17 protein-coding genes are annotated in these 19,996 nt (G+C 70.7%); 2 read left to right on the top strand and 15 right to left on the bottom strand.

Features of this window, described 5'->3' with window-relative positions; all coding sequences use genetic code 11:
- Positions 1-5: 5 nt before the first annotated feature.
- The 6 genes from EHO50_RS33920 to EHO50_RS33895 all read right to left on the bottom strand — a co-directional run bounded on the left by EHO50_RS33920 (position 6) and on the right by EHO50_RS33895 (position 7,700).
- Positions 6-3,095 (bottom strand): helix-turn-helix transcriptional regulator, encoded by a 3,090-nt coding sequence (locus EHO50_RS33920; protein WP_181449743.1) that lies wholly within the window; start codon positions 3,093-3,095, stop codon positions 6-8.
- Positions 3,096-3,274: 179 nt separating this feature from the next.
- Positions 3,275-3,472, bottom strand: a complete 198-nt coding sequence (locus EHO50_RS33915; protein ID WP_128435090.1) for a hypothetical protein — start codon at positions 3,470-3,472, stop codon at positions 3,275-3,277.
- A 216-nt stretch (positions 3,473-3,688) separates the two neighbouring features.
- The gene (locus EHO50_RS33910; RefSeq protein WP_128435089.1) at positions 3,689-4,267 is read right to left on the bottom strand and encodes a hypothetical protein; all 579 of its coding nucleotides are present in this window, start codon (positions 4,265-4,267) and stop codon (positions 3,689-3,691) included.
- A gap of 65 nt (positions 4,268-4,332) precedes the next feature.
- Positions 4,333-4,908, bottom strand: coding sequence for a GNAT family N-acetyltransferase (locus tag EHO50_RS33905; RefSeq protein ID WP_128435088.1), 576 nt, complete (start codon positions 4,906-4,908; stop codon positions 4,333-4,335).
- Positions 4,886-7,132, bottom strand: a complete 2,247-nt coding sequence (locus EHO50_RS33900) for an MMPL family transporter (RefSeq protein ID WP_128435087.1) — start codon at positions 7,130-7,132, stop codon at positions 4,886-4,888. The genes EHO50_RS33905 and EHO50_RS33900 overlap by 23 nt, the downstream gene beginning before the upstream one ends.
- Before the next feature lie 211 nt (positions 7,133-7,343).
- Positions 7,344-7,700: a hypothetical protein gene (locus EHO50_RS33895; protein WP_128435086.1), complete on the bottom strand. Its 357-nt coding sequence runs from the start codon at positions 7,698-7,700 to the stop codon at positions 7,344-7,346.
- Positions 7,701-7,888: 188 nt separating this feature from the next.
- Here EHO50_RS33895 and EHO50_RS33890 point away from each other — a divergent pair, with 188 nt between their 5' ends.
- Complete coding sequence (locus EHO50_RS33890; protein ID WP_128435085.1) at positions 7,889-8,692, top strand: SAM-dependent methyltransferase; 804 nt, start codon at positions 7,889-7,891, stop codon at positions 8,690-8,692.
- Positions 8,693-8,754: 62 nt separating this feature from the next.
- Here the strand turns inward: EHO50_RS33890 and gatB are convergent, their stop codons facing one another.
- Genes gatB through EHO50_RS33860 form a run of 6 tightly spaced genes read right to left on the bottom strand, consistent with a single transcriptional unit; the run spans position 8,755 to position 13,303 of the window.
- The gene (gene gatB, locus EHO50_RS33885; protein ID WP_128435084.1) at positions 8,755-10,269 is read right to left on the bottom strand and encodes an Asp-tRNA(Asn)/Glu-tRNA(Gln) amidotransferase subunit GatB; all 1,515 of its coding nucleotides are present in this window, start codon (positions 10,267-10,269) and stop codon (positions 8,755-8,757) included.
- 15 nt (positions 10,270-10,284) lie between these two features.
- On the bottom strand, positions 10,285-10,527 hold the full coding sequence (locus EHO50_RS33880) for a hypothetical protein (protein WP_128435083.1): 243 nt from the start codon (positions 10,525-10,527) through the stop codon (positions 10,285-10,287).
- Positions 10,524-12,017, bottom strand: a complete 1,494-nt coding sequence (gene gatA, locus EHO50_RS33875; protein ID WP_128435082.1) for an Asp-tRNA(Asn)/Glu-tRNA(Gln) amidotransferase subunit GatA — start codon at positions 12,015-12,017, stop codon at positions 10,524-10,526. The genes EHO50_RS33880 and gatA overlap by 4 nt, the downstream gene beginning before the upstream one ends.
- 7 nt (positions 12,018-12,024) lie before the next feature.
- Positions 12,025-12,321, bottom strand: a complete 297-nt coding sequence (gatC, locus tag EHO50_RS33870) for an Asp-tRNA(Asn)/Glu-tRNA(Gln) amidotransferase subunit GatC (RefSeq protein ID WP_007384860.1) — start codon at positions 12,319-12,321, stop codon at positions 12,025-12,027.
- A 43-nt stretch (positions 12,322-12,364) separates the two neighbouring features.
- A complete protein-coding gene (locus tag EHO50_RS33865) occupies positions 12,365-12,907 on the bottom strand; it encodes a cupin domain-containing protein (protein WP_128435081.1) in 543 nt (180 codons plus the stop codon).
- Between the two features lie 24 nt (positions 12,908-12,931).
- Positions 12,932-13,303, bottom strand: coding sequence for a DUF4267 domain-containing protein (locus tag EHO50_RS33860; protein ID WP_128435080.1), 372 nt, complete (start codon positions 13,301-13,303; stop codon positions 12,932-12,934).
- A gap of 109 nt (positions 13,304-13,412) precedes the next feature.
- Between EHO50_RS33860 and EHO50_RS33855 the strand changes: the two genes are divergently transcribed.
- On the top strand, positions 13,413-14,000 hold the full coding sequence (locus EHO50_RS33855; RefSeq protein ID WP_128435079.1) for a TetR/AcrR family transcriptional regulator: 588 nt from the start codon (positions 13,413-13,415) through the stop codon (positions 13,998-14,000).
- A gap of 51 nt (positions 14,001-14,051) precedes the next feature.
- On the opposite strand, the gene EHO50_RS33850 is transcribed toward EHO50_RS33855, so the two are convergent.
- The 3 genes from EHO50_RS33850 to EHO50_RS33840 form a co-directional block, all read right to left on the bottom strand.
- Complete coding sequence (locus tag EHO50_RS33850) at positions 14,052-16,286, bottom strand: putative bifunctional diguanylate cyclase/phosphodiesterase (protein ID WP_128435078.1); 2,235 nt, start codon at positions 16,284-16,286, stop codon at positions 14,052-14,054.
- Positions 16,287-16,559: 273 nt separating this feature from the next.
- Positions 16,560-18,752, bottom strand: a complete 2,193-nt coding sequence (gene ligA / locus EHO50_RS33845; protein ID WP_128435077.1) for an NAD-dependent DNA ligase LigA — start codon at positions 18,750-18,752, stop codon at positions 16,560-16,562.
- 15 nt (positions 18,753-18,767) lie between these two features.
- The gene (locus tag EHO50_RS33840; RefSeq protein WP_128435076.1) at positions 18,768-19,775 is read right to left on the bottom strand and encodes a methionine synthase; all 1,008 of its coding nucleotides are present in this window, start codon (positions 19,773-19,775) and stop codon (positions 18,768-18,770) included.
- Between the last annotated feature and the right edge of the window lie 221 nt (positions 19,776-19,996).

The following is a 19,996-nucleotide window of genomic DNA, read 5'->3' as shown; positions in this document are numbered from 1 at the left end:
AAACCTCAGCTACTCGTCCCAGACGTGAGCGTTTCGGCCGGAAACAACCCCATCCGATGCGCCACCGCAGCCGCCTCGCCCCTCCCCGAGACGCCGAGCTTCCCCAGAATGTTCGACACATGGACGCTGGCCGTCTTCGGGGAGATGAAGAGTTCCTCGGCGATCTGGCGGTTGGTGCGGCCGACGGAGACCAGGCGCAGGACATCCCGTTCCCGGGTGGTCAGGCCGAGGGCGTCGGCCGGGTCGGTCGTAGGCAGGGGTGCGGCTGCGGTGAGGGTGAGGCGGGCTCGCTGTGCCAGGTGGGTCGTGGCGTCGGCGAGGGGGCGGGCGCCCAGGTGGACGGCGGTGGCTCGGCTCAGGCGGAGCAGTTCCGTGGCGCGGGCGCGCTCGTCCTCGCCTCCGATCGCCAGCAGTGCCTCGGCCAGGCGGTGGCGGACCTGGGCGAGGTCGTAGGGGCGCTCCAGGGCTTCGAAGGCGGTGATCACGTCCGACCAGGTGTCGGGGGTGGCCCGGTTCTCGGCCCGGTCGAGTTCGGCCCGGGTCCACTTCTCGTAGGCCAGCCACAGGGGCGCGCCCGTGGTGAGTTTGCGGACGGCCTCGAAGAGCCGTTCCAGGAAGGCGGCGCGGCCCTCCTGCGCGGCGGGCAGCGCGTGGGCGCGGGCGTCGGACTCGACGACGGCGGCGGCCAGCAGCAGCGGCCAGGCGTAGCGCTGGGTGCCGGGCGGGAAACCGGCGCTCAGGACCCGGTCGGCCTCCGCGCGGGCGTCGAGGATGCGGCCCTCGGCGGCGGCTATGCCGAGAGCGAGGTAGGACATCGGCAGGTTGTTCTGCGGCATGGGGTCGTGGGTGCCGTAGAAGGCGCGACCGGCGGCCAGATGGTGGGCGGCCTCGGCGACCTCGCCGCGGGCGAGCGCGAGGCGGGCGAGGCTGTTGGAGCCGCCACCGCGCGGCTTCGCCGCCTGGCCCGTCTGCTGGGCCTTCGCCGCAGCTTCGGCGGCCTCGTCCCAGCGCCCCAGGGAGATCAGTGACTCGGCGAGGTTCCCCCAGACCCAGGCCTCGGAATCGCGCAGGCCCATCTTCTGGGTCAGCCGCAGGCCCTCGCGCAGGATGCCGACGGCTTCCTCGGAGCGGCCGACACTTTCCAGGACGGAGGGCAGGTTCACATGGCTTCGGCCGACCACCGCGGTGAGGCCACGCGCCACCACCTCGTCCCTGACCTCGTACATCTGGGCCAGTCCGGCCTCGATGTGCCCGGCTTCGACCATGAGTCCGCCGAGTGTGAGGCGCGAGTTGAGTTCGATGCCCTCGGCGCCCACCATGCGCGCGTACTCGACGGCCCGCTCGGCGGCCGACATGGCCTCGGGCCCTGGCTCGCGCAGCATCGACCAGTTGGCCACGCTGGCCAGTACCTCGGCATGCACCTCGGACGGCGGCAGACCGCGCACCAGTTCCTGCGCGGTGCCGAGTTCCTTCCAGCCGTCGCCGCGGGCCAGGGCCTGGACCAGTCGGGAGCGCTGGACCCAGAACCAGGCGGCGCGCAGGGGGTCGCCGCCCTCGTCCTCCAGGAGGTGCAGGGCCCGCTTGGTGATCTTCAGGGCGCGTTCCCGCTCCCCGCACAGCCGTCCGGCGACGGCGGCCTCGGCCATCAGGTCGAGGTAGCGCAGAGGTGTGGTCGCGGGCTCGCAGCCGCTGGGGGTCCCCCCACGCCGTTCAGGCAGTGGGGGAGGGTAGACCTCGGTGTAGTCGACGGGGCGCAGCGTGGCCCTGACGTCCTCCGGCGTGGAGTCCCACAGCTCCATCGCGCGTTCCAGCAGCCGCAGTTGCTCGGAGTGGGCGTGCCGGCGGCGGGCGGTGACGGAGGCGTCGAGGACGGCGGGCAGGGCCTTGGCGGGGTCGTGCGCGTGGTACCAGTAGCTGGCCAGGCGCATGACGCGCTCGTCGGGCGGGACCAGCGTCGGGTCGGCCTCCAGGGCTTCGGCGTAACGGCGGTTGAGGCGGGAGCGCTCGCCGGGCAGCAGGTCGTCGCCGACGGCCTCGCGGACCAGGGAGTGGCGGAAGCGGTAGCCGTCTCCGCTGGGCGCGGCGATGAGGATGTTGGCGTTCACGGCGGCCCGCAGCGCCTCGATGAGGTCGTCCTCGGCGAGTTGGGCGACGGCGGCGAGCAGCCGGTACTCGACGGTGGAGCCACCTTCGGCGACGATCCGGGCGACCCGCTGGGCGGTCTCGGGCAGTCCCTCCACGCGTACGAGGAGCAGGTCGCGCAGGGAGTCGGTGAGGCCGGTGCGGCAGCCCTCGTGGGCGGCGACGGCGAGTTCCTCGACGAAGAAGGCGTTGCCGTCGGAGCGTTCGAAGATCTCGTCGACCTGGGCCGGGTCGGGTTCGGTGGCGAGGATGCCGGCGATCTGGCGGCCGACCTCGATGCGGTTGAAGCGGCCGAGTTCGATACGGCGGACCGTGCGCAGCCGGTCGAGCTCGGCGAGGAGCGGACGCAGCGGGTGGCGGCGGTGGATGTCGTCGGAGCGATAGGTGGCCAGGACGACGAGGCGGCCGGTGCGCAGGGTGCGGAAGAGGTAGGCGAGGAGGTGGCGGGTGGAGGCGTCGGCCCAGTGCAGGTCCTCCAGAGCGACGACGACGGTGCGGCCCGCGGCGACGCGCTCCAGCAGTCGGGCGGTGAGTTCGAAGAGGCGGGCCATGCCCTCCTCGTCGGACCGCTCCGCCCCTCGGGAAGGAGCTGGCTCGCTCAACTCGGGCAGCAGCCGGGCCAGTTCCTCCTCCTGGCCTGCGGCCGCGTCGGCGAGCTCGCCGGGAAGTTCGCGCCGCAGGGCTCGTAGCGCGGTGGAGAACGGGGCGAAGGGCAGCCCGTCGGCGCCGATCTCGACGCAGCCGCCGAGCGCGACGACGGCGCCCTCGCGGCCGGCGGCGGTGGCGAACTCCTCGACGAGACGCGTCTTGCCGACCCCGGCCTCACCCCCGATCACCAACGCCTGCGGGTCGCCTCCGGCGGCGCGGGCGAGGGCTTCGTTCAGGGTCTCCAACTCGGTTGCACGGCCGACGAACACGGGACTTACGGACCTGCTCTCCACGGGCCCGAGCATCGCATGCGCCATCGACAGTCCGGCACCGGTTTTCGCCGCGCTCGCAACGAGGGCGACCGACGGTACGGGCGCCCCCTGCGGGTGGTCGGGGGTCAGGGATGGTGCGGCCTCGTCGCCGGACACCGGACGGGCCGCCCGTTGCCGATCAGCACCGACCCCGGCCCCCGTATCCCCCGCCTTCACGCGGCGCGTGGATGCCGAGGCCTGCGGAGACGGGAGGTATGCGCCTCCGCCTCCGCCGCGCCCTGAGCGGAGCGCTTCGCGGCCTCGCGGCGGGCGGCTCGGCGGGTGCGTACGGCCTCGCGGACCAGGCGTGCGTGCTCGGCCCGGCGGAGCAGTTCGGCGGTACGGAAGTGATGGAGCTCGTACTCGTACATGGCGGATCCCTCGTTTTTCCTGGTGAGAGTCGGGTTTCGGGCTCGCTTGCTGCGATGCCTCCACCTTCGTCTCCCAGGCGGGTCCGCCACATCGGGAGAGTTCCGCATCTTCGGCGGCGGGCGGCGTCTTAGACACGTCTAAGGGGCCTCAGGGCGCCGTCCGATGTACTTACGGCGGCCCTGAGGCCCCTCAGGACCTGCGGTGATTCAGCTGAGTCAGCCCACCGACGGCAGGCCGAGCAGGACGTCGGTGTACTTGAGTACGGCCAGCAGGAGGCCGATGACGCCCAGCGAGACGCCGCCCCAGGCGACCGACTTGATCCACACGGCCTGCGGCTTGCCGGGCGCCCCGAACGCGGGCCGGGCGAGCACGACGACGCCGACGATCAGCGCGGCGAGCGCGAAGACGCCGGCCCACAGGGCGGTGGCGTTCCAGGCGTCCCCGTAGCCCTGCTCGAGCAGCTTGGAGACGTTCTGGGACGACGACGTCGAGGACTCCAGCTGGGCGACCAGGGACTGTCGCGCGGCGGCGACCGTACCGAGCCAGCCACCGCTCAGGGAGACCAGGCCGAGCGCCGCGGAGACGACCGCACCCGCGCCCTGGCCGACGCCGGAGGAGCCCGCTTCCGTCGCCTCGGCGGCCACCTCCTCCTCGACCTCGTCGGTCTCCGTCGCCTCGTCGGCGTCGGTGGAGTCCGTGGCGTCAGTCGTCGTGGCGACGTCCACCTTCTCCTCGTCGGTCTTCGCCTCGGTGCCGGTTCCGGCGCCGGTCTCGTCCACTGTCTTCGTTCCCATGCCTCGCACCGTACGGACGCTGTCTGAGAGGTCTCTTAATGATCGCGTGACGATCGAGAGGACTCTTAATGATCGTTGTGAGCGGCACGCGCGCGTGCCTCACGCCACTCGGGGGCGAGGACGGACCACACCTCGAGGTCCTGGCGCACTCCCCGATAGGGGTAGCTCTGTCGCAGCACACCATCACGCGCCATGCCCAGCCGTCGCGCCACGTTGATGCTCGGTTCGTTGGCGGACGACGCCTGCCACTCCACACGGTGGATGCCGCGCACGTCAACCGCCCAGTCGATGAGGACCCGCATGGCACGCGTGACCAGTCCGCGCCCCGCGCCGGCCGGCTCCAGCCAGCAGCCGACCTCGCAGGTGCCCCGCTCGGCGTCGAAATGCAGGAACAGCACGCCGCCGACGAGCTTTCCTTCCAGCCACAGGCCGTGCAGGCTGCCGGTGTCGGCGGCCCGCTTGTCCGCGTACGACTGAAGGAGTTCCCGCGCGGAGTCGACGTCGGTGGCCTTGGCCCCGAACGGGATGTGCTGCCCGATGAACTCCCTGCCCCGGTCCAGATGCGCCAGGAACTCCTCCGCGTGCCAGGGTTCCAGGGGCCGCAGTTCCGCTCCGTCGTCACCCAGCGATATCGCGTACATCCCGCTGCCGCTCCTCCTTGGCCAGCACGTCCGCCACCTCGGCGTCCGTCGCGGCGGCCAGCCTCTCATGGGCGGCACGGGACTCGGGCGGCTCGATGCTGATGCGGGGCATGCGCTCGTCGAGCCAGCGGGGCAGCCACCAGTTGGCGCCGCCGAGCATGTGCATCAGAGCGGGGACGAGGAGCGTACGGAGCACGAAGGCGTCCAGGGCGACGGCGGCCGCGAGGGCGATGCCGAACATGGCGATCACGCGGTCGCCGCTGAGGACGAAGGCGAGGAAGACCGAGATCATGATGACGGCGGCGGAGTTGATCACCCGGCTGGTTTCGGCGAGGCCGACCCGGACGGCCCGCCGGTTGTCGCCGGTCTCCAGCCACTCCTCGTACATCCGGCTGACCAGGAAGACCTGGTAGTCCATGGAGAGGCCGAACAGCACCGACACCATGATGACCGGGAGGAACGGCTCGATCGGGCCCGCGCGGCCCAGCCCGAGCAGCTCGCTCCCCCAGCCCCACTGGAAGATCGCCACGACGACACCGAAGGCGGCGGCGACCGCGGCCACGTTCATCGCCGCGGCCTTCAGGGGGATGCCGACGGACCGGAAGGCCAGCAGGAGCAGCAGACAGCCCAGGCCGATGACGACGCCGACGAACAGCGGCAGCTTGCCGACGATCACGTCGGCGAAGTCGTCGTAGCCGGCCGTCATGCCGCCGACGTGCACATCGAGCGAGGTGCCGGTCTCGGCGCGCGGCAGGACCTCGGAGCGCAGCCGGTCGACGAGGTCACTGGTCTGCTGCGACTGCGGGGAGGACTCCGGTACGACGGTGAGGTACGCGGTGTCGCCGCCGGTGTTGTACGTCACCGGGGTCACCGCCGCGACGCCCTCGGTGTGGCGGAGGGTGGCGTCGAGGTTGTCGAGGGCGAGCTTGTCGTCGCCGCCGTCGACCTCGGTGACCAGGGTGAGGGGGCCGTTCACGCCGGGCCCGAAGCCGTCGGCGAGGAGGTCGTAGGCCTGGCGTGTGGTGGAGGACTCGGGGTTGTTGCCCTGGTCGGAGGTGCCCAGGCGCAGGCCGAGGGTGGGCAGTGCGAGGACCGTGATGACGGCCAGGGCGATCGCGCCGAGCGCCTTGGGGTGGCGCTCCACGAACGCCGACCAGCGGGCGGCGAACCCGGTCGGCAGCTCGGGCTCGGGCCCGTGCTCCGACAGCCGGCGCCGCTCGCGGCGGCTCAGGGCGCGCATGCCGATGAAGGACAGCAGGGCGGGCAGCAGGGTCACGGAGGCGGCGACCGTCAGGACCACGGTCAGCGAGGCGGCGATCGCGACGCCGTTGAGGAAGCTGAGCTGGAGGATCAGCATCCCGAGCAGGGCGATGCACACGGTGGCACCCGCGAACACGACCGCGCGTCCGGTGGTCGCCACGGCGTTCGTGATCGACTCGGTGACGGACAGCCCGCGTTTCAGCCCGCGCCGGTGCCGGGTGACGATGAACAGCGCGTAGTCGATGCCGACGCCGAGCCCGATCAGCATCCCGAGCATGGGCGCGAAGTCGGCCACGGTCATGGCGTGCCCGAGCAGCACGATCCCGGCGTACGCGGTGCCGACGCTGACCAGCGCGGTGGCGATGGGCAGCAGCGAGGCGGCGAGCGAGCCGAAGGCGAGGAACAGCACGACCGCGGCGACGGCCACCCCGACGACCTCGGCGAGATGCCCGCCCGACGACTCGGTGAGCCCGACGGCACTGCCGCCCAGCTCCACCTGGAGCCCGTCGGCCTCGGCGGCCTCGGCCGCGCTCACCACGGCCTGCGCCTCGCCCTTGTCGAGGGTCTCGGCGCTGCCGTCGAAGGTGACGGTGGCGTACGCGGTGTGCCCGTCCTCGCTGATCTGCGCGGTGCCCTGCTTGTCGTACGGGCTGCCCACGGCCGCGACGCCGGGCAGGTCGGCGATCTCGTCCAGGGTGCGGGTCATGGTCTGCTCGACGTCGGCGGCGCGGACGGTGCCGGACTCGGTGTGCCAGACAACGGTGTCACTGTCGCCGCCGAGGCCGGGGAAGCCGTCCTCGAGCAGCTGGGTGGCGCGGCCCGATTCGGTGCCGGGGACCTGGTAGTCGTTCGAGTACGCGGAACCCATGACGGCTGCGGCCGCACTCACCCCGCCGAAGGCCAGGAGCCACAGCAGAACAGGGAGGAGGCGGCGCTGGACACACCAGCGTGCAAGGGCTGCCACGAACGAGCTCCCAGGGACGATTTATGGATCTTTGACCGGGAACAGTCGTTCATGAAGTGAACAGCCCGCAAAGAACGCGTGAGCGATGTGCAGCAAACTCTTGCAGGCGAAAATGATCGTTTGCCGCGTTCGTGGGTTTATTCACACGAGTGGGAGGCAGATCACAGGACAGTAACGGCCACTCTGTCGTCCCCTGGTGACGCCTGCCACATCAGTCGAACTGGTCGCCCATCGCCATCACCATCACTCCGGCGATCAGCAGCCACAGAGCCCGGCGGGTGCGCCCCCGGGAACCGAGGAACGCGGCGAGCGCACAGACGGCGGCACCGCAGGCGTAGGCGGCCGGGACGAGGGCCGGGGCGGAACCCGTGACACGGAGCGTCGAGGCGGCGAGCCCCGCGAGGGCGAGGAGCACCCCGGTACCGACGGCCAGCCAGCGGGCCCGCCGCGCCTCCTGCGCCGGATCCTCGACGTCCTCGACGTCCTCAATGTCCTGGACGTCCTCGACACCCTCGATGTCTTCGTCCTCCCGCGTCTCGGATATCTCGGAATCACCGCGTCCACTCATGGCGGGCGAGCGTAGCGCGTCGCGCTGAGAAACCGGATGCGGGTCCGTAAGGCGGGCTGCTAGCTTCCGAAGGTCAGCCGTTCCCGCGGCACATCGCCGCTGACCTGGGCAGGTGCATTGTTTGAGCGTCCGGCCGAGCTCCTCCGTATCCCTCTCCGCCTTCCAGGACTCAAGGAGCCCGTTCACCGATGCCAGACATCACCCCGAGGACCTCGAGTGAGGACCTCACCAAGCGGCTGACCCACGCCCGCTACCCGCGCAGCAACAGCTACGACGTCCGCTGGGTCATCGAGAACCAGATGGGCCCGAACGCGCTGTGGCTGCTGGAGTGGCTGGCCCCCGCCCTCGGCCTGGACGCCCTGCGCCCCTGCGCACGCGTCCTCGACCTGGGCTGCGGCCGGGCGATGACCTCCGTCTTCCTGGCCAGGGAGTACGACGCCCAGGTCACCGCCGCCGACCTGTGGGTCAAGCCCGACGAGAACGCCCGGCGCATCGCCGAGGCCGGTTTCGCCGACCGTGTGCTGCCCGTGCACGCCGAGGCGCACGACCTGCCGTTCGCCGAGGGCAGCTTCGACGCGATCGTGAGCATCGACGCGTACCACTACTTCGGCACCGACGACCTCTATCTGCCCACGCTCACCCGGCTGTTGAAGCCCGGCGGGCGGATCGGTGTCGTCGTACCCGCGCTGCGGGAGGAGCCGGAGGGAACCGAGCCTCCGGAGCATCTGAAGCCCTACTGGGAACCCGACTTCTGGTCCTTCCACACCGCCGACTGGTGGCGACGCCAGTGGACGCGCAGTGGGGCCGTGGAGGTCGAGACCGCCGACTGGCTGGACGACGGCTGGCGGGACTGGCTGCTGTGGTGCGACGTGATCGCCGAGGAGAGCCCGGAGGAGTTCCATCGCACGATGGCCCGCCGGGTCGGCGAGATGGTACGGCTCGACGAGGGCCGCACGCTGGGCTTCGTACGGCTCGTAGGCCGCCGTATCTGAGACGTGCCGAGGGGGATGCATCGCCGTTGATGCATCCCCCTCGGGGTTCACGACTGCGGGTGTCAGCCCTCGCTGACGCCCAGCTTCTCCAGGATCAGCTCCTTGACGCGCGCCGCGTCGGCCTGACCGCGTGTCGCCTTCATGACCGCGCCGACCAGAGCGCCGGCCGCGGCCACCTTGCCGCCGCGGATCTTGTCGGCGATGCCCGGGTTGCCGGCAATGGCCTCGTCGACGGCGGTGCCCAGGGCACCCTCGTCGGAGACGACCTTCAGTCCGCGCTTGTCGACGACCTCGTCCGGGGTGCCTTCGCCCGCGAGAACGCCCTCGATGACCTGGCGGGCCAGCTTGTCGTTCAGGGAGCCCTCGTTGACCAGGGCCGTGACCCGAGCGACCTGCTCCGGCGTGATCGCCAGCTCGTCGAGCGCGACGCCCGACTCGTTGGCGCTGCGCGCCAGTTCGCCCATCCACCACTTACGAGCGGAGGCGGCGTCGGCACCGGCGTCGATCGTGGCGACGATCGGGTCCAGCGCGCCTGCGTTGAGGATCGCCTGCATGTCGGTGGCCGAGATGCCCCACTCCGCGAGGAGCCGGGTACGGCGGGCCAGCGGCATCTCGGGAAGCGCCGCCCGGATCTCCTCGACCCACTCGCGCGAGGGGGCCACCGGCACCAGGTCCGGCTCGGGGAAGTACCGGTAGTCCTCGGCCTCTTCCTTCACTCGGCCCGAGGTCGTCGACCCGGTGTCCTCGTGGAAGTGCCGGGTCTCCTGGATGATCGTCCCGCCGCTGCTCAGCACGGCCGCGTGCCGCTGGATCTCGTAGCGGGCCGCGCGCTCCACGGACCGCAGCGAGTTGACGTTCTTCGTCTCCGAGCGGGTGCCGAACTTCTCGGTGCCGTTGGGGCGCAGCGACAGGTTCACGTCGCAGCGCATCTGCCCCATCTCCATGCGGGCTTCCGACACGCCGAGCGCCTTGATGAGCTCGCGCAGCTCACGGACGTACGCCTTCGCGACCTCGGGGGCACGCTCGCCCGCGCCCTCGATCGGCTTGGTGACGATCTCGATGAGCGGGATGCCGGCGCGGTTGTAGTCCAGCAGGGAGTGGGACGCGCCGTGGATACGGCCGGTCGCGCCACCGACGTGGGTGGACTTGCCGGTGTCCTCCTCCATGTGGGCGCGCTCGATCTCCACGCGGAAGGTCTCGCCGTCCTCCAGCTGGACGTCGAGGTAGCCGTTGAAGGCGATCGGCTCGTCGTACTGGGAGGTCTGGAAGTTCTTCGGCATGTCCGGATAGAAGTAGTTCTTCCGGGCGAAGCGGCACCACTCGGCGATCTCGCAGTTCAGCGCGAGACCGATCTTGATCGCGGACTCGACGCCGGTCGCGTTCACGACCGGGAGCGAGCCGGGCAGGCCGAGGCAGGTGGGGCAGGTCTGCGTGTTGGCGTCCTGACCGAGGGCGGTCGAACAGCCGCAGAACATCTTGGTCTTGGTGCCGAGTTCGACATGGACCTCGAGGCCCATGACGGGGTCGTACGACGCCAGCGCGTCCTCGTACGACACCAAGTCGGTCGTGGTGGTCACGGTGAAACTTCCCTCTCAGCCCAGCAGGACGTCGTCGTCGCCCAGCCGCTTCAGCTCGCGGTAGAGGATGGCGAGGCCGGTGACGATGGCGGCGGCGGACACGGCGGCGTCGATCAGGCGGAGCGTGTCGCTCTCGGAGCGGGCCAGCTTGGCCTGCTTGGCGACGCTGACCGCGCCGAACGCGGTGGTGGCCATGGACAGGTACAGGCCGGACTTGGACTTCTTGAAGCCCTTGGCCTTGGACAGTGCCTTACTCACAGCGACGGAGCCTCCTCGAGGAGCGGGTGCCCCCACTGTTCCACGAAGGCGGCCTCGACGGCGGCGCCGACCTTGTACAGGCGGTCGTCCTTCAGTGCCGGGGCGATGATCTGCAGGCCGACCGGCAGGTTGTCCTCCGGAGCCAGACCGCAGGGCAGTGACATGGCCGCGTTGCCCGCGAGGTTCGTCGGGATGGTGCACAGGTCGGCCAGGTACATCGCCATCGGGTCGTCGGCACGCTCGCCGATCGGGAAGGCGGTGGTCGGCGTCGTCGGGGAGACGATGACGTCGACCTGCTCGAAGGCCTTCTCGAAGTCGCGGGTAATGAGCGTACGGACCTTCTGCGCGGAACCGTAGTACGCGTCGTAGTACCCGCTCGACAGGGCGTACGTGCCGAGCATGATGCGGCGCTTCACCTCGGGGCCGAAGCCCGCCTCACGGGTGAGGGAGGTGACCGCCTCGGCGGAGTTCGTGCCGTCGTCGCCGGTACGCAGGCCGTAGCGCAGGCCGTCGAAGCGGGCGAGGTTGGAGGAGCACTCGGAGGGCGCGATCAGGTAGTACGCGGAGAGCGCGAGGTCGAAGGACGGGCAGTCCAGCTCGACGATCTCGGCGCCCAGCTCCTTCAGCAGAGCGACGGACTCGTCGAACCGCTGGATGACACCGGCCTGGTAGCCCTCGCCGCGGAACTGCTTGACGACGCCGACGCGCATGCCCTCGACGCTGCCGTTGCGGGCGGCCTCGACGACCGGCGGGACCGGGGCGTCGATGGACGTGGAGTCGAGCGGGTCGTGCCCGGCGATGACCTCGTGCAGGAGGGCCGCGTCCAGGACCGTACGGGCACAGGGCCCGCCCTGGTCCAGGGAGGACGAGAACGCCACCATGCCGAAGCGCGAGACCGCGCCGTACGTCGGCTTCACGCCGACCGTGCCGGTGACGGCGGCCGGCTGGCGGATGGAGCCGCCGGTGTCGGTGCCGATGGCGAGCGGCGCCTGGAAGGAGGCGAGCGCGGCGGACGACCCACCACCCGAACCACCGGGGATCTTGGTCAGGTCCCACGGGTTGCCGGTCGGGCCGAAGGCGCTGTTCTCCGTCGACGACCCCATGGCGAACTCGTCCATGTTGGTCTTGCCGAGGATGACGACGTCAGCAGCCTTCAGCTTCTTGGTGAGGGTGGCGTCGTACGGCGGAATCCACCCTTCCAGGATCTTCGAACCGACGGTCGTCGGAATGCCCTCGGTGGTGAAGATGTCCTTGAGCGCGAGGGGAACGCCGGCCAGCGGACCGAGCTTCTCGCCCTTGGCCCGCTTCTCGTCGACGGCACGGGCCTGGGCCAGGGCACCCTCGCGGTCGACGTACAGGAAGGCGTGCACCTTCTCGTCGACGGCCTCGATACGGGCGAGGTGGGCCTCGGTGACCTCGACCGCGGTGAGCTCGCCGGAGGCGATCTTCGCGGCGGTCTCGGCGGCGGTGAGCTTAATGATGTCCGTCATGGTGGTCTTAGTCCTCCCCCAGGATCTGCGGCACCTTGAAACGCTGCTGCTCCTGGGCCGGGGCGCCGGAGAGCGCCTGCTCGGGGGTGAGCGAGGGACGGACCTCGTCCGCGCGCATGACGTTCGTCAGCGGCAGCGGGTGAGAGGTCGGCGGTACGTCTTGGTCGGCGACCTCGCTGACGCGGGCCACCGCGCCGATGATGTCGTCCAGCTGTCCCGCGAAGTGTTCAAGCTCTTCGGGCTTCAGCTCCAGACGCGCCAGCCGGGCGAGGTGGGCGACCTCCTCGCGCGTGATGCCAGGCATGCAGCGATCCTCTGGGGTGAGTGTGTGTGGTTTGGGGCCAATCCTATGGGGCGGGGGACGATGCCCGTGAAACGGTTTCCCCGCGCCGCGCTCCCTGATGGCGCCGGTCCCACGCCTCGCTCTGCAGGAAGTGGTTGTCGTACAGCTCCTGCACCTCCAGCAGGCTCTCCCGGGTGACCTCGCCGAGGCGGATGCGCTGCAGGTGGCGGAAGTATTCGAAGCGTTCGACTCCCGGCGTGATCACGATGAGGATGTCGGCGGTGCTTCCGGGGGCGGCGGCGAAGGCGTGCGCCTTGCCCGGTGGGACGACGACGAGGTCGCCGCGCTCGGCGGTCACGATGTCGTCGCCGGACAGGAGCCGGGCCTCGCCGTCGAGCAGGAAGAACATCTCGGCGGAGTTCCTGTGCAGGTGCGGCCGCGCCCCGTCGGCCCCCTCCCCGAGGGTGACCCGCACGGTGGACAGCGCACCACCGGTCGCACTGCTGTCGGCCAGCAGCTTGACGGCGACGGGAGCAGCGCCGACCACCTCGGCGTCCGTGTCGCGCACCACCACGGACTCGTCGAACTTCGGAATGAACAGCGACACGGCCCAGTTCCCCCTTGCTTGTCGTCAGACGGCGAACAGCAGTCCGGCACTGATGAGTACAACGACCGCCGTCGCGAAGTGAATCCCGAACGCGACGGCCTTCGTGCCGCCGTGGCGCAGCACTATCAGGGTGTCGAACAGCGGAATCACGGCGACGCAGAGCATGAACCAGGCCTCGGCCTCGGCTCCGACGAACGCGAGCAGCGCCAGACCCAGAAGGCCGAAGGCGCCGTCTCGCAGGCCCTTGATCGTGAGGTACGCGGAGGCGTCGCCGTCGGCGTCGGCCGGGACGCCGTAGCCGAGGGCGGCGAGGCGGGGCTGGAGCAGGAAGCGGGCCCCGATGAACAGGACGAACACATTGAGTACGACGGCCAGGGTGTACGCGGTGACGGTCATGCCGGGTCTCCTCGTCAGGGTCGGGCGAGCTGATTCCTAGCAACGCTAGCGACAGGAGCGAAGCTAGCAGAGCGGCGGCAGATTCGCTAGCACTGCTAGAATCAAGGCCATGTCCATCCAGACGCGCCGGGAGCGCGAACGAGCGGAGCGCGAGCGGCTGATCGTCACGGCCGCGCGGGAACTGGCGGAGGCCGAGGGTTGGGAGGCGGTCACCACGCGCCGCCTTGCGGCCGAGATCGAGTACAGCCAGCCCGTCCTCTACAGCCACTTCAAGGGCAAGGAGGCGATCATGGCGGCGGTGGCGGTGCAGGGCTGCGCCGAGCTCGCCGCCGAGATGCGTACGGCATCCCGGGCGGCGAAGGGCAAGCGCGGGAGGCTCACGGCGGTGGGCGAGGCGTACACGGCGTTCGCGCGGCGCCGACCGGCGCTGTACGACGCGATGTTCACGCACCGCGTGGACCTGCCGTTCGCCACGCCCGAGGCCCCGGCGGAGCTGCAGGAGGCGTTCGCCGAACTGCTGGCGGCGGTCGAGCCGATCGCCGCCGAGGGCGACGACCCTGGCCTGCTGACGGAGACCTACTGGGCCGGACTGCACGGCCTGGTGACGCTGATGCGCAGCGGGCGGCTACCGGAGGGAGCACACGAGAGGCGACTGGAGCTTCTGACGGGCCACTTCACGGCGGAGGCGAGCCGTTAGCGCGCAGAACTCCTACGTGCGGGAAGACCGCTACGCCCTCGTGCGGGAAGCTCACTCGGCCGCAGGAAGCGCCGCCTTCGGCCGCACCCACCCCCGCGAACCCCGCGCCCGCAGCCACGCCGTCGTCTCCTCAGGCGGCATCGCCGCCGCGACCAGCCAGCCCTGCACGGCGTCGCAGCCCAGGTCCCGCAGGCGTTCCCAGGTCTCGTCGTCCTCGACGCCCTCGGCGACCACGAGCAGGCCCAGCGAGTGCGCGAGATCCACCGTGCAGCGCACGATCTCCGCGTCCTCGTTGTCCACCGCCAGCCGGGCCACGAACGAGCGGTCGATCTTCAGCTCGCTCACCGGCAGCCGTCTCAGGTGCACGAGGGACGAATACCCCGTGCCGAAGTCGTCCAGAGACATCTTCACGCCGTGTCCGGTCAGCCCGGCGAGGGTGTCGGCGGCGCGCTGCGGGTCCTCCAGGAGGACGTGTTCCGTTATCTCCAGCTGGAGCGCTCCCGCCGGGACGCCGTGCCGGGCGAGCCGGGCGGCGACGGAGCCCGCGAATCCGGGGGTGTGCACATCACGCGGGGAGACGTTGACCGCGACCGGCACGTACAGGCCCTGGGAGCGCCATTGCGCCACCTGCCCGAGCGCTGTCTCCAGCACGTACTCCGTCAGATGCGGCATCAGCCCCGACGACTCGGCGATCGCTATGAACTCGTCCGGCGGCACCTTCCCGCGCTCGGGATGTACCCAGCGCACCAGGGCCTCAAGGCCGACGACCTGTCCGTCGAAGCGGACTTTCGGCTGGTAGTGCAGCTCGACCTCGTGCGCGTCGAGGGCTCGGCGCAGATCCCCCAGCAGCCCCAGCCGGTCCGGGGTGTTCGAGTCCCGCTTCGACTCGTAGACCTCTACGCCCGTACGGTCCCGCTTCGCCTGGTACATCGCCACGTCCGCGCGCCGCAGCAGCCCCTCGGCGTCGAGGGCGTGGTCCGGGAAGACGGCGACGCCGGCGCTGGCCTCCAGGACCAGGGTGAGCCCGTCGAGGTCGAGCGGGGAGCTGAGGGCGGTGACCAGGCCGCGGGCGACCCGGGTCGCGGACGTGGTGGAGTCGGCGACGGGCAGTAAGACGGCGAACTCGTCGCCGCCGAGTCGCGCGGCCTCCGCTCCGCGCGGCAGGGCGAGGCGCAGCCGGTCCGCTATCTGCAACAGCAACCGGTCACCGGCGAGATGACCGAGCGTGTCGTTGACCGACCGGAAACGATCGAGGTCGATCAGCATCAGGGCGGACCGGGCGCCGATGCGCTCGGCGTCGTCGAGGGCGGTCCAGATGCGTTCCAGCAGCCACTGCCGGTTGGGCAGTCCGGTCAGCGGATCGCGCAGCTGCTCCTCCGCCCTGGCCCGCGCGATCCACAAGGTGGAGTCGAGGGCGATGAGGGGGATGGAGAACAGCGGCAGCAGCAGGGGCTTGGCGGTGGCGACCACGCACACCAGCGGGGCGATACCGAGCAGGGCGACAGCGACCAGACCCTGCCTGACCAGCGCGGTGCGCGCGACGGTGGGCAGGCCGCCGCGCGGGGCGTGCAAGTACCAGAGCAGAACACGGGTGACCGCGAGATAGGCGGCGGCGACAAGCACCACACCGGGGGCGGTGTAGAGCGTCCAGGTGTCGGGGTTCCAGGGGTTCTCGACGGTCGGTACGCGACCGAAGGCGGCCAGCACGAGGGCCCCGGCGGCGATGCCGAGGATGTCCACCGCGCCGTGCAGCACGCCCTGCCGCCAGCGGCCCCGGCGGGCGATGCCGACCAGGACGACGACGGTGAGGCTGACCATGCCGGCGGGCACCCAGCCGTACAGCATCAGCACGGCTAGGGTGAGGGCGGCGCCGGAGCCGGTGCCGCCCCACCAGCGGGCGCGGCCGAGCATGACGAGGTGGCCGACGATGACGCCGGTCAGCACGGCCAGCGACCAGCCGACGGTGCCGGACGGGAAGAGCGCGTGGTGGCCGGTGAACGCCCGGTAGAACCCGGCGCCGAGGACGAACCCGGCCGCCGCGACGACCGCCGCGGGCAGGGCGGGCCAGGACAGGTGCCGTTCGTGTTCGGCGTCCGGCAGGTCGGTGGCGCGCTCGGCGCCGAGTTGCGCGGTGGTGCGGCCCTCCGGCGCGGTGCGCTGCCCGGCGGCGCTCCCCGCGCCTCTTTCCGAGCGCGAACGCTCCGCGGTCCGCGCCGCCCACCCCCGCCATGCGCCGGCCATCCGGCGCAGCCGTGAGTTCGGGGCGGCGCTCTCGGTCGGTTCCATTCCCGTCCCTCTCACAGCCGGCGGTGCCCACGCCACGCGGCCCGATGCCCGACAACAACCTTCAACGGCACCGCGTTGGAAAACCCTTCCCCTCGCCCTTTCAAAGCCCTCTCAGAGCAAGGGGATGCCCCAACCGCAGCTGGGCACGGCAGGCGCACCCCTCAACAGTAGGCCGCAGAAGGCTTCCACGGGCAGCGGTCGTCAACGGTTGCCCGAATGCGCCCCAGCCACCCGTATGCATCTGGTATGCGCCGATCCGGGGGCCTTCAACCGCTACTCCTCTGTAGGGAGCGCAACTTCGGCCGCCGCTTCGGGCCCCTGTTCCAACAGGACATTGAAGCCGTCCTCGTTCAGAACAGGCACCTTGAGCTGCATGGCCTTGTCGTACTTGGACCCGGGACTGTCGCCCACGACGACGAAAGACGTCTTCTTCGAAACGGAACCCGTCACCTTCGCTCCGCGACTTTGCAGTGCCTCCTTGGCACCGTCGCGGGTGAAATGCTCCAGCGTTCCGGTGACGACGACGGTAAGCCCTTCCAGCGGACGCGGTCCTTCGTCCTCGCCGGAGCCCTCTTCCTCCATGCGGACGCCGGCGGCTTTCCACTTGCGGAGGATCTCCTGGTGCCATTCCTCGGCGAACCACTCCTTGAGCGAGGCGGCGATGATCGAGCCAACCCCGTCGGTGTTCGCCAGCTCCTCCTCACTGGCCTGTTCGATGCGGTCGATGGAGCGGAACTCGCGGGCCAGCGCCTCGGCGGCGACCGGGCCGACATGACGGATCGACAGGCCGGTGAGGATACGGGCGAGCGGGCGCTCCTTGGCGGCTGCGATGTTCTCCAGCATCGCGACCGCGTTCTTCTTGGGCTCGCCCTGCTGGTTGGCGAAGACCGTGGCGATCTTCTCCTCGCCGGTCTTCGGGTCACGCTTGGGCAGACCGCTGTCCTGGTCGAGGACGTAGGCCTTGATGGGCAGCAGCTGCTCGACGGTCAGATCGAACAGGTCGCCCTCGTCCACCAGCGGCGGCTCGGCCGGCTCCAACGGCTTGGTGAGGGCGGCGGCCGCGACATAGCCGAAGTGCTCGATGTCCAGCGCCTTACGGCCCGCGAGGTAGAACAGGCGCTCGCGCAACTGGGCCGGGCAGGTGCGGGCGTTCGGGCAGCGCAGGTCGACGTCGCCCTCCTTCATGGGCCTGAGCGCCGTACCGCACTCGGGGCACTCGGCCGGCATCACGAACTCGCGCTCGCTGCCGTCGCGCAGGTCGACGACGGGCCCGAGGATCTCCGGGATGACGTCACCGGCCTTGCGCAGCACGACGGTGTCGCCGATGAGGACGCCCTTCAGCTTCACGACGTCCTGGTTGTGCAGGGTGGCGAACTCGACCTCCGAGCCCGCGACCGTGACCGGCTCGACCTGGGCGTACGGCGTGACCCGGCCCGTACGACCCACGCCCACACGGATGTTGATGAGCTTGGTGTTGACCTCCTCCGGCGCGTACTTGTACGCGATCGCCCAGCGCGGCGCGCGTGCGGTGGAGCCGAGGCGGCCCTGCAGACGGATCTCGTCGAGCTTGACGACGACTCCGTCGATCTCGTGCTCCACGGAGTGGCGGTTCTCGCCGAAGTACGCGATGAACTCCCGTACGCCGTCGAGGCCTTCGGCCACCTTGTTGTGCCGGGCGGTGGGCAGGCCCCAGGACTTGAGCAGGTCGTAGGCCTCGGAGAGGCGGGTCATGCCGTCGAAGCCCTCGAGGGCGCCGATGCCGTGGACGACCATGTGGAGCGGACGGGTCGCGGTGACGCGGGGGTCCTTCTGCCGCAGTGAACCGGCGGCCGCGTTGCGCGGGTTGGCGAAGGGCTTGTCGCCGGCCTCGACCAGGCGGGCGTTGAGCTCCTCGAACTTCTCCATCGGGAAGTAGACCTCGCCCCGGATCTCCACGAGGTCCGGGATGCGGTCACCCTTGAGGCGGTCCGGAATGTCCGCGATCGTACGGACGTTGGGGGTGATGTCCTCGCCGGTGCGGCCATCGCCTCGCGTCGCCGCGCGGGTGAGGCGGCCGTGCTCGTAGGTGAGGTTGACGGCGAGGCCGTCGACCTTGAGTTCGCAAAGGAAGTGGTACGTGGACGTACCGACGTCCTTGTGGACGCGCTCGGCCCAGGCTGCGAGCTCGAGATCGTCGAAGGCGTTGTCCAGCGACAGCATGCGCTCGCGGTGCTGGACCGCCGTGAACTCCGTCTCGTACGCGCCCGCGACCTTCTGCGTCGGCGAGTCCGGCGTGCGCAGCTCCGGATACTCGTCCTCCAGCGCTTCGAGCGAGCGCAGGAGCTTGTCGAACTCCGCGTCGCTGATGACGGGAGCGTCCTTCACGTAGTACCGGAAGCGGTGCTCCTCGATCTGCTCAGCGAGCTTCGCGTGCTTCTCCCGTGCCTCGGCGGGCACCGTCGTCTCCGCTTGCTTGTCGCCGGCCACCGTGTTGTCCTCCCGTTACTCTGGGTTGTCCGCGAGGGATCTCGCCGCCTGGACGCAGTGGGCGAGTGCCTTGCGCGCGTACTCGGGGGAGGCCCCCGCGAGTCCGCACGACGGCGTGATGGTGACCGCCTCCGCGAGAAGCCCCGGTGACAGCCCCAGCCTGCGCCACAACGTCCTGACACCCATGACGCTACCGGCAGGGTCTGACAATGGGCCGTCCGTGCCCGGGACGACACCGGCGAAGAGCCGCGCACCCCCTTCCACCGCCTCGCCGATCACGTCGTCGTCACGTTCGGTGAGGAGCGAGAAGTCGAAGGAGATCGCCGCCGCGCCCGCCCGGCGCAGCAGGGCGAACGGGACGTCCGGTGCGCACGAGTGGACCACGACGGGGCCGTCGCCGTGAACCCCGACGACATCCCTGAGAGTTGCCTCGACGAGCTGCCGGTCCACGGCCCGGTGGGTGCGGTAGCCGCTGGCGGACTTGACCTGGCCGCGCAGTACGGCGATGAGGGAGGGCTCGTCGAGCTGGAGGACGAGCTGGGCGCCGGGTACGCGCCGCCGGACCTCCTCCAGGTGCAGCCGCAGGCCCTCGGCGAGCGAGGCGGCGAGGTCGCGGCAGGCGCCGGCGTCGGAGAGGGCGGCCTCGCCGTTCTTCATCTCCAGTGCGGCGGCCAGCGTCCAGGGGCCGACGGCCTGCACCTTCAGCTGTCCCTCGTACCCCTGGGTGAACTCCTCCAGCGCGTCGAGGTCCTCCCCCAGCCAGGACCGGGCCCGCTTGGTGTCCCGCCCCGGCCGGTCGCCGATCCGCCACCCGCTGGGCTCCACGCGCGCGTACAGCTCGACCAGCATCCCGGCGGTCCGGCCGATCATGTCCGCGCCGGGGCCTCGGGCGGGGAGTTCGGCGAGGTACGGGAAGTCCTCGACGGATCCGGTGACGGTCTTGGCGGCCTCGCGGGCGTCGCCGCCGGGCATGGAACCGATGCCGGTGGCGGGGGCGAAGGTGAACGGGGTGTTTGCACTCACACGGTGAAGCCTACGTATGCCGTCGCCGGGGCCGGGGCGCTGGTGCGGACCTCGGCCTTCCTCGCCCCCGCCGCCCCTACCCGTCCCGTCCTCCAGGGGCTCCGCCCCTTCGACCCCGCCAGGGGGCTCCGCCCCCTGGACCCCCGCTCCTCAAACGCCGGAGGGGCTGATTTCAGGTGGCCTCACCCCTCGACGCCGGTCCAGGCATTCCAGCCCGTCCG

The organism is Streptomyces cyaneus, assembly GCF_004028635.1.
Lineage (GTDB): Bacteria > Actinomycetota > Actinomycetes > Streptomycetales > Streptomycetaceae > Streptomyces > Streptomyces cyaneus.
The sequence above is the reverse complement of the archived record's forward strand: the minus strand, read 5'-3'. Positions and strand labels throughout refer to the sequence as shown.

Coding starts and splice junctions, on each gene's coding strand:
- EHO50_RS33920 (WP_181449743.1), bottom strand. CDS start 3,095: ATGCTCGGGCCCGTGGAGAGCAGGTCCGTAAGTCCCGTGTTCGTCGGC.
- EHO50_RS33915 (WP_128435090.1), bottom strand. CDS start 3,472: ATGTACGAGTACGAGCTCCATCACTTCCGTACCGCCGAACTGCTCCGC.
- EHO50_RS33910 (WP_128435089.1), bottom strand. CDS start 4,267: ATGGGAACGAAGACAGTGGACGAGACCGGCGCCGGAACCGGCACCGAG.
- EHO50_RS33905 (WP_128435088.1), bottom strand. CDS start 4,908: ATGTACGCGATATCGCTGGGTGACGACGGAGCGGAACTGCGGCCCCTG.
- EHO50_RS33895 (WP_128435086.1), bottom strand. CDS start 7,700: ATGAGTGGACGCGGTGATTCCGAGATATCCGAGACGCGGGAGGACGAA.
- EHO50_RS33890 (WP_128435085.1), top strand. CDS start 7,889: ATGCCAGACATCACCCCGAGGACCTCGAGTGAGGACCTCACCAAGCGG.
- gatA (WP_128435082.1), bottom strand. CDS start 12,017: ATGACGGACATCATTAAGCTCACCGCCGCCGAGACCGCCGCGAAGATC.
- gatC (WP_007384860.1), bottom strand. CDS start 12,321: ATGCCTGGCATCACGCGCGAGGAGGTCGCCCACCTCGCCCGGCTGGCG.
- EHO50_RS33860 (WP_128435080.1), bottom strand. CDS start 13,303: ATGACCGTCACCGCGTACACCCTGGCCGTCGTACTCAATGTGTTCGTC.
- EHO50_RS33855 (WP_128435079.1), top strand. CDS start 13,413: ATGTCCATCCAGACGCGCCGGGAGCGCGAACGAGCGGAGCGCGAGCGG.
- EHO50_RS33850 (WP_128435078.1), bottom strand. CDS start 16,286: ATGGAACCGACCGAGAGCGCCGCCCCGAACTCACGGCTGCGCCGGATG.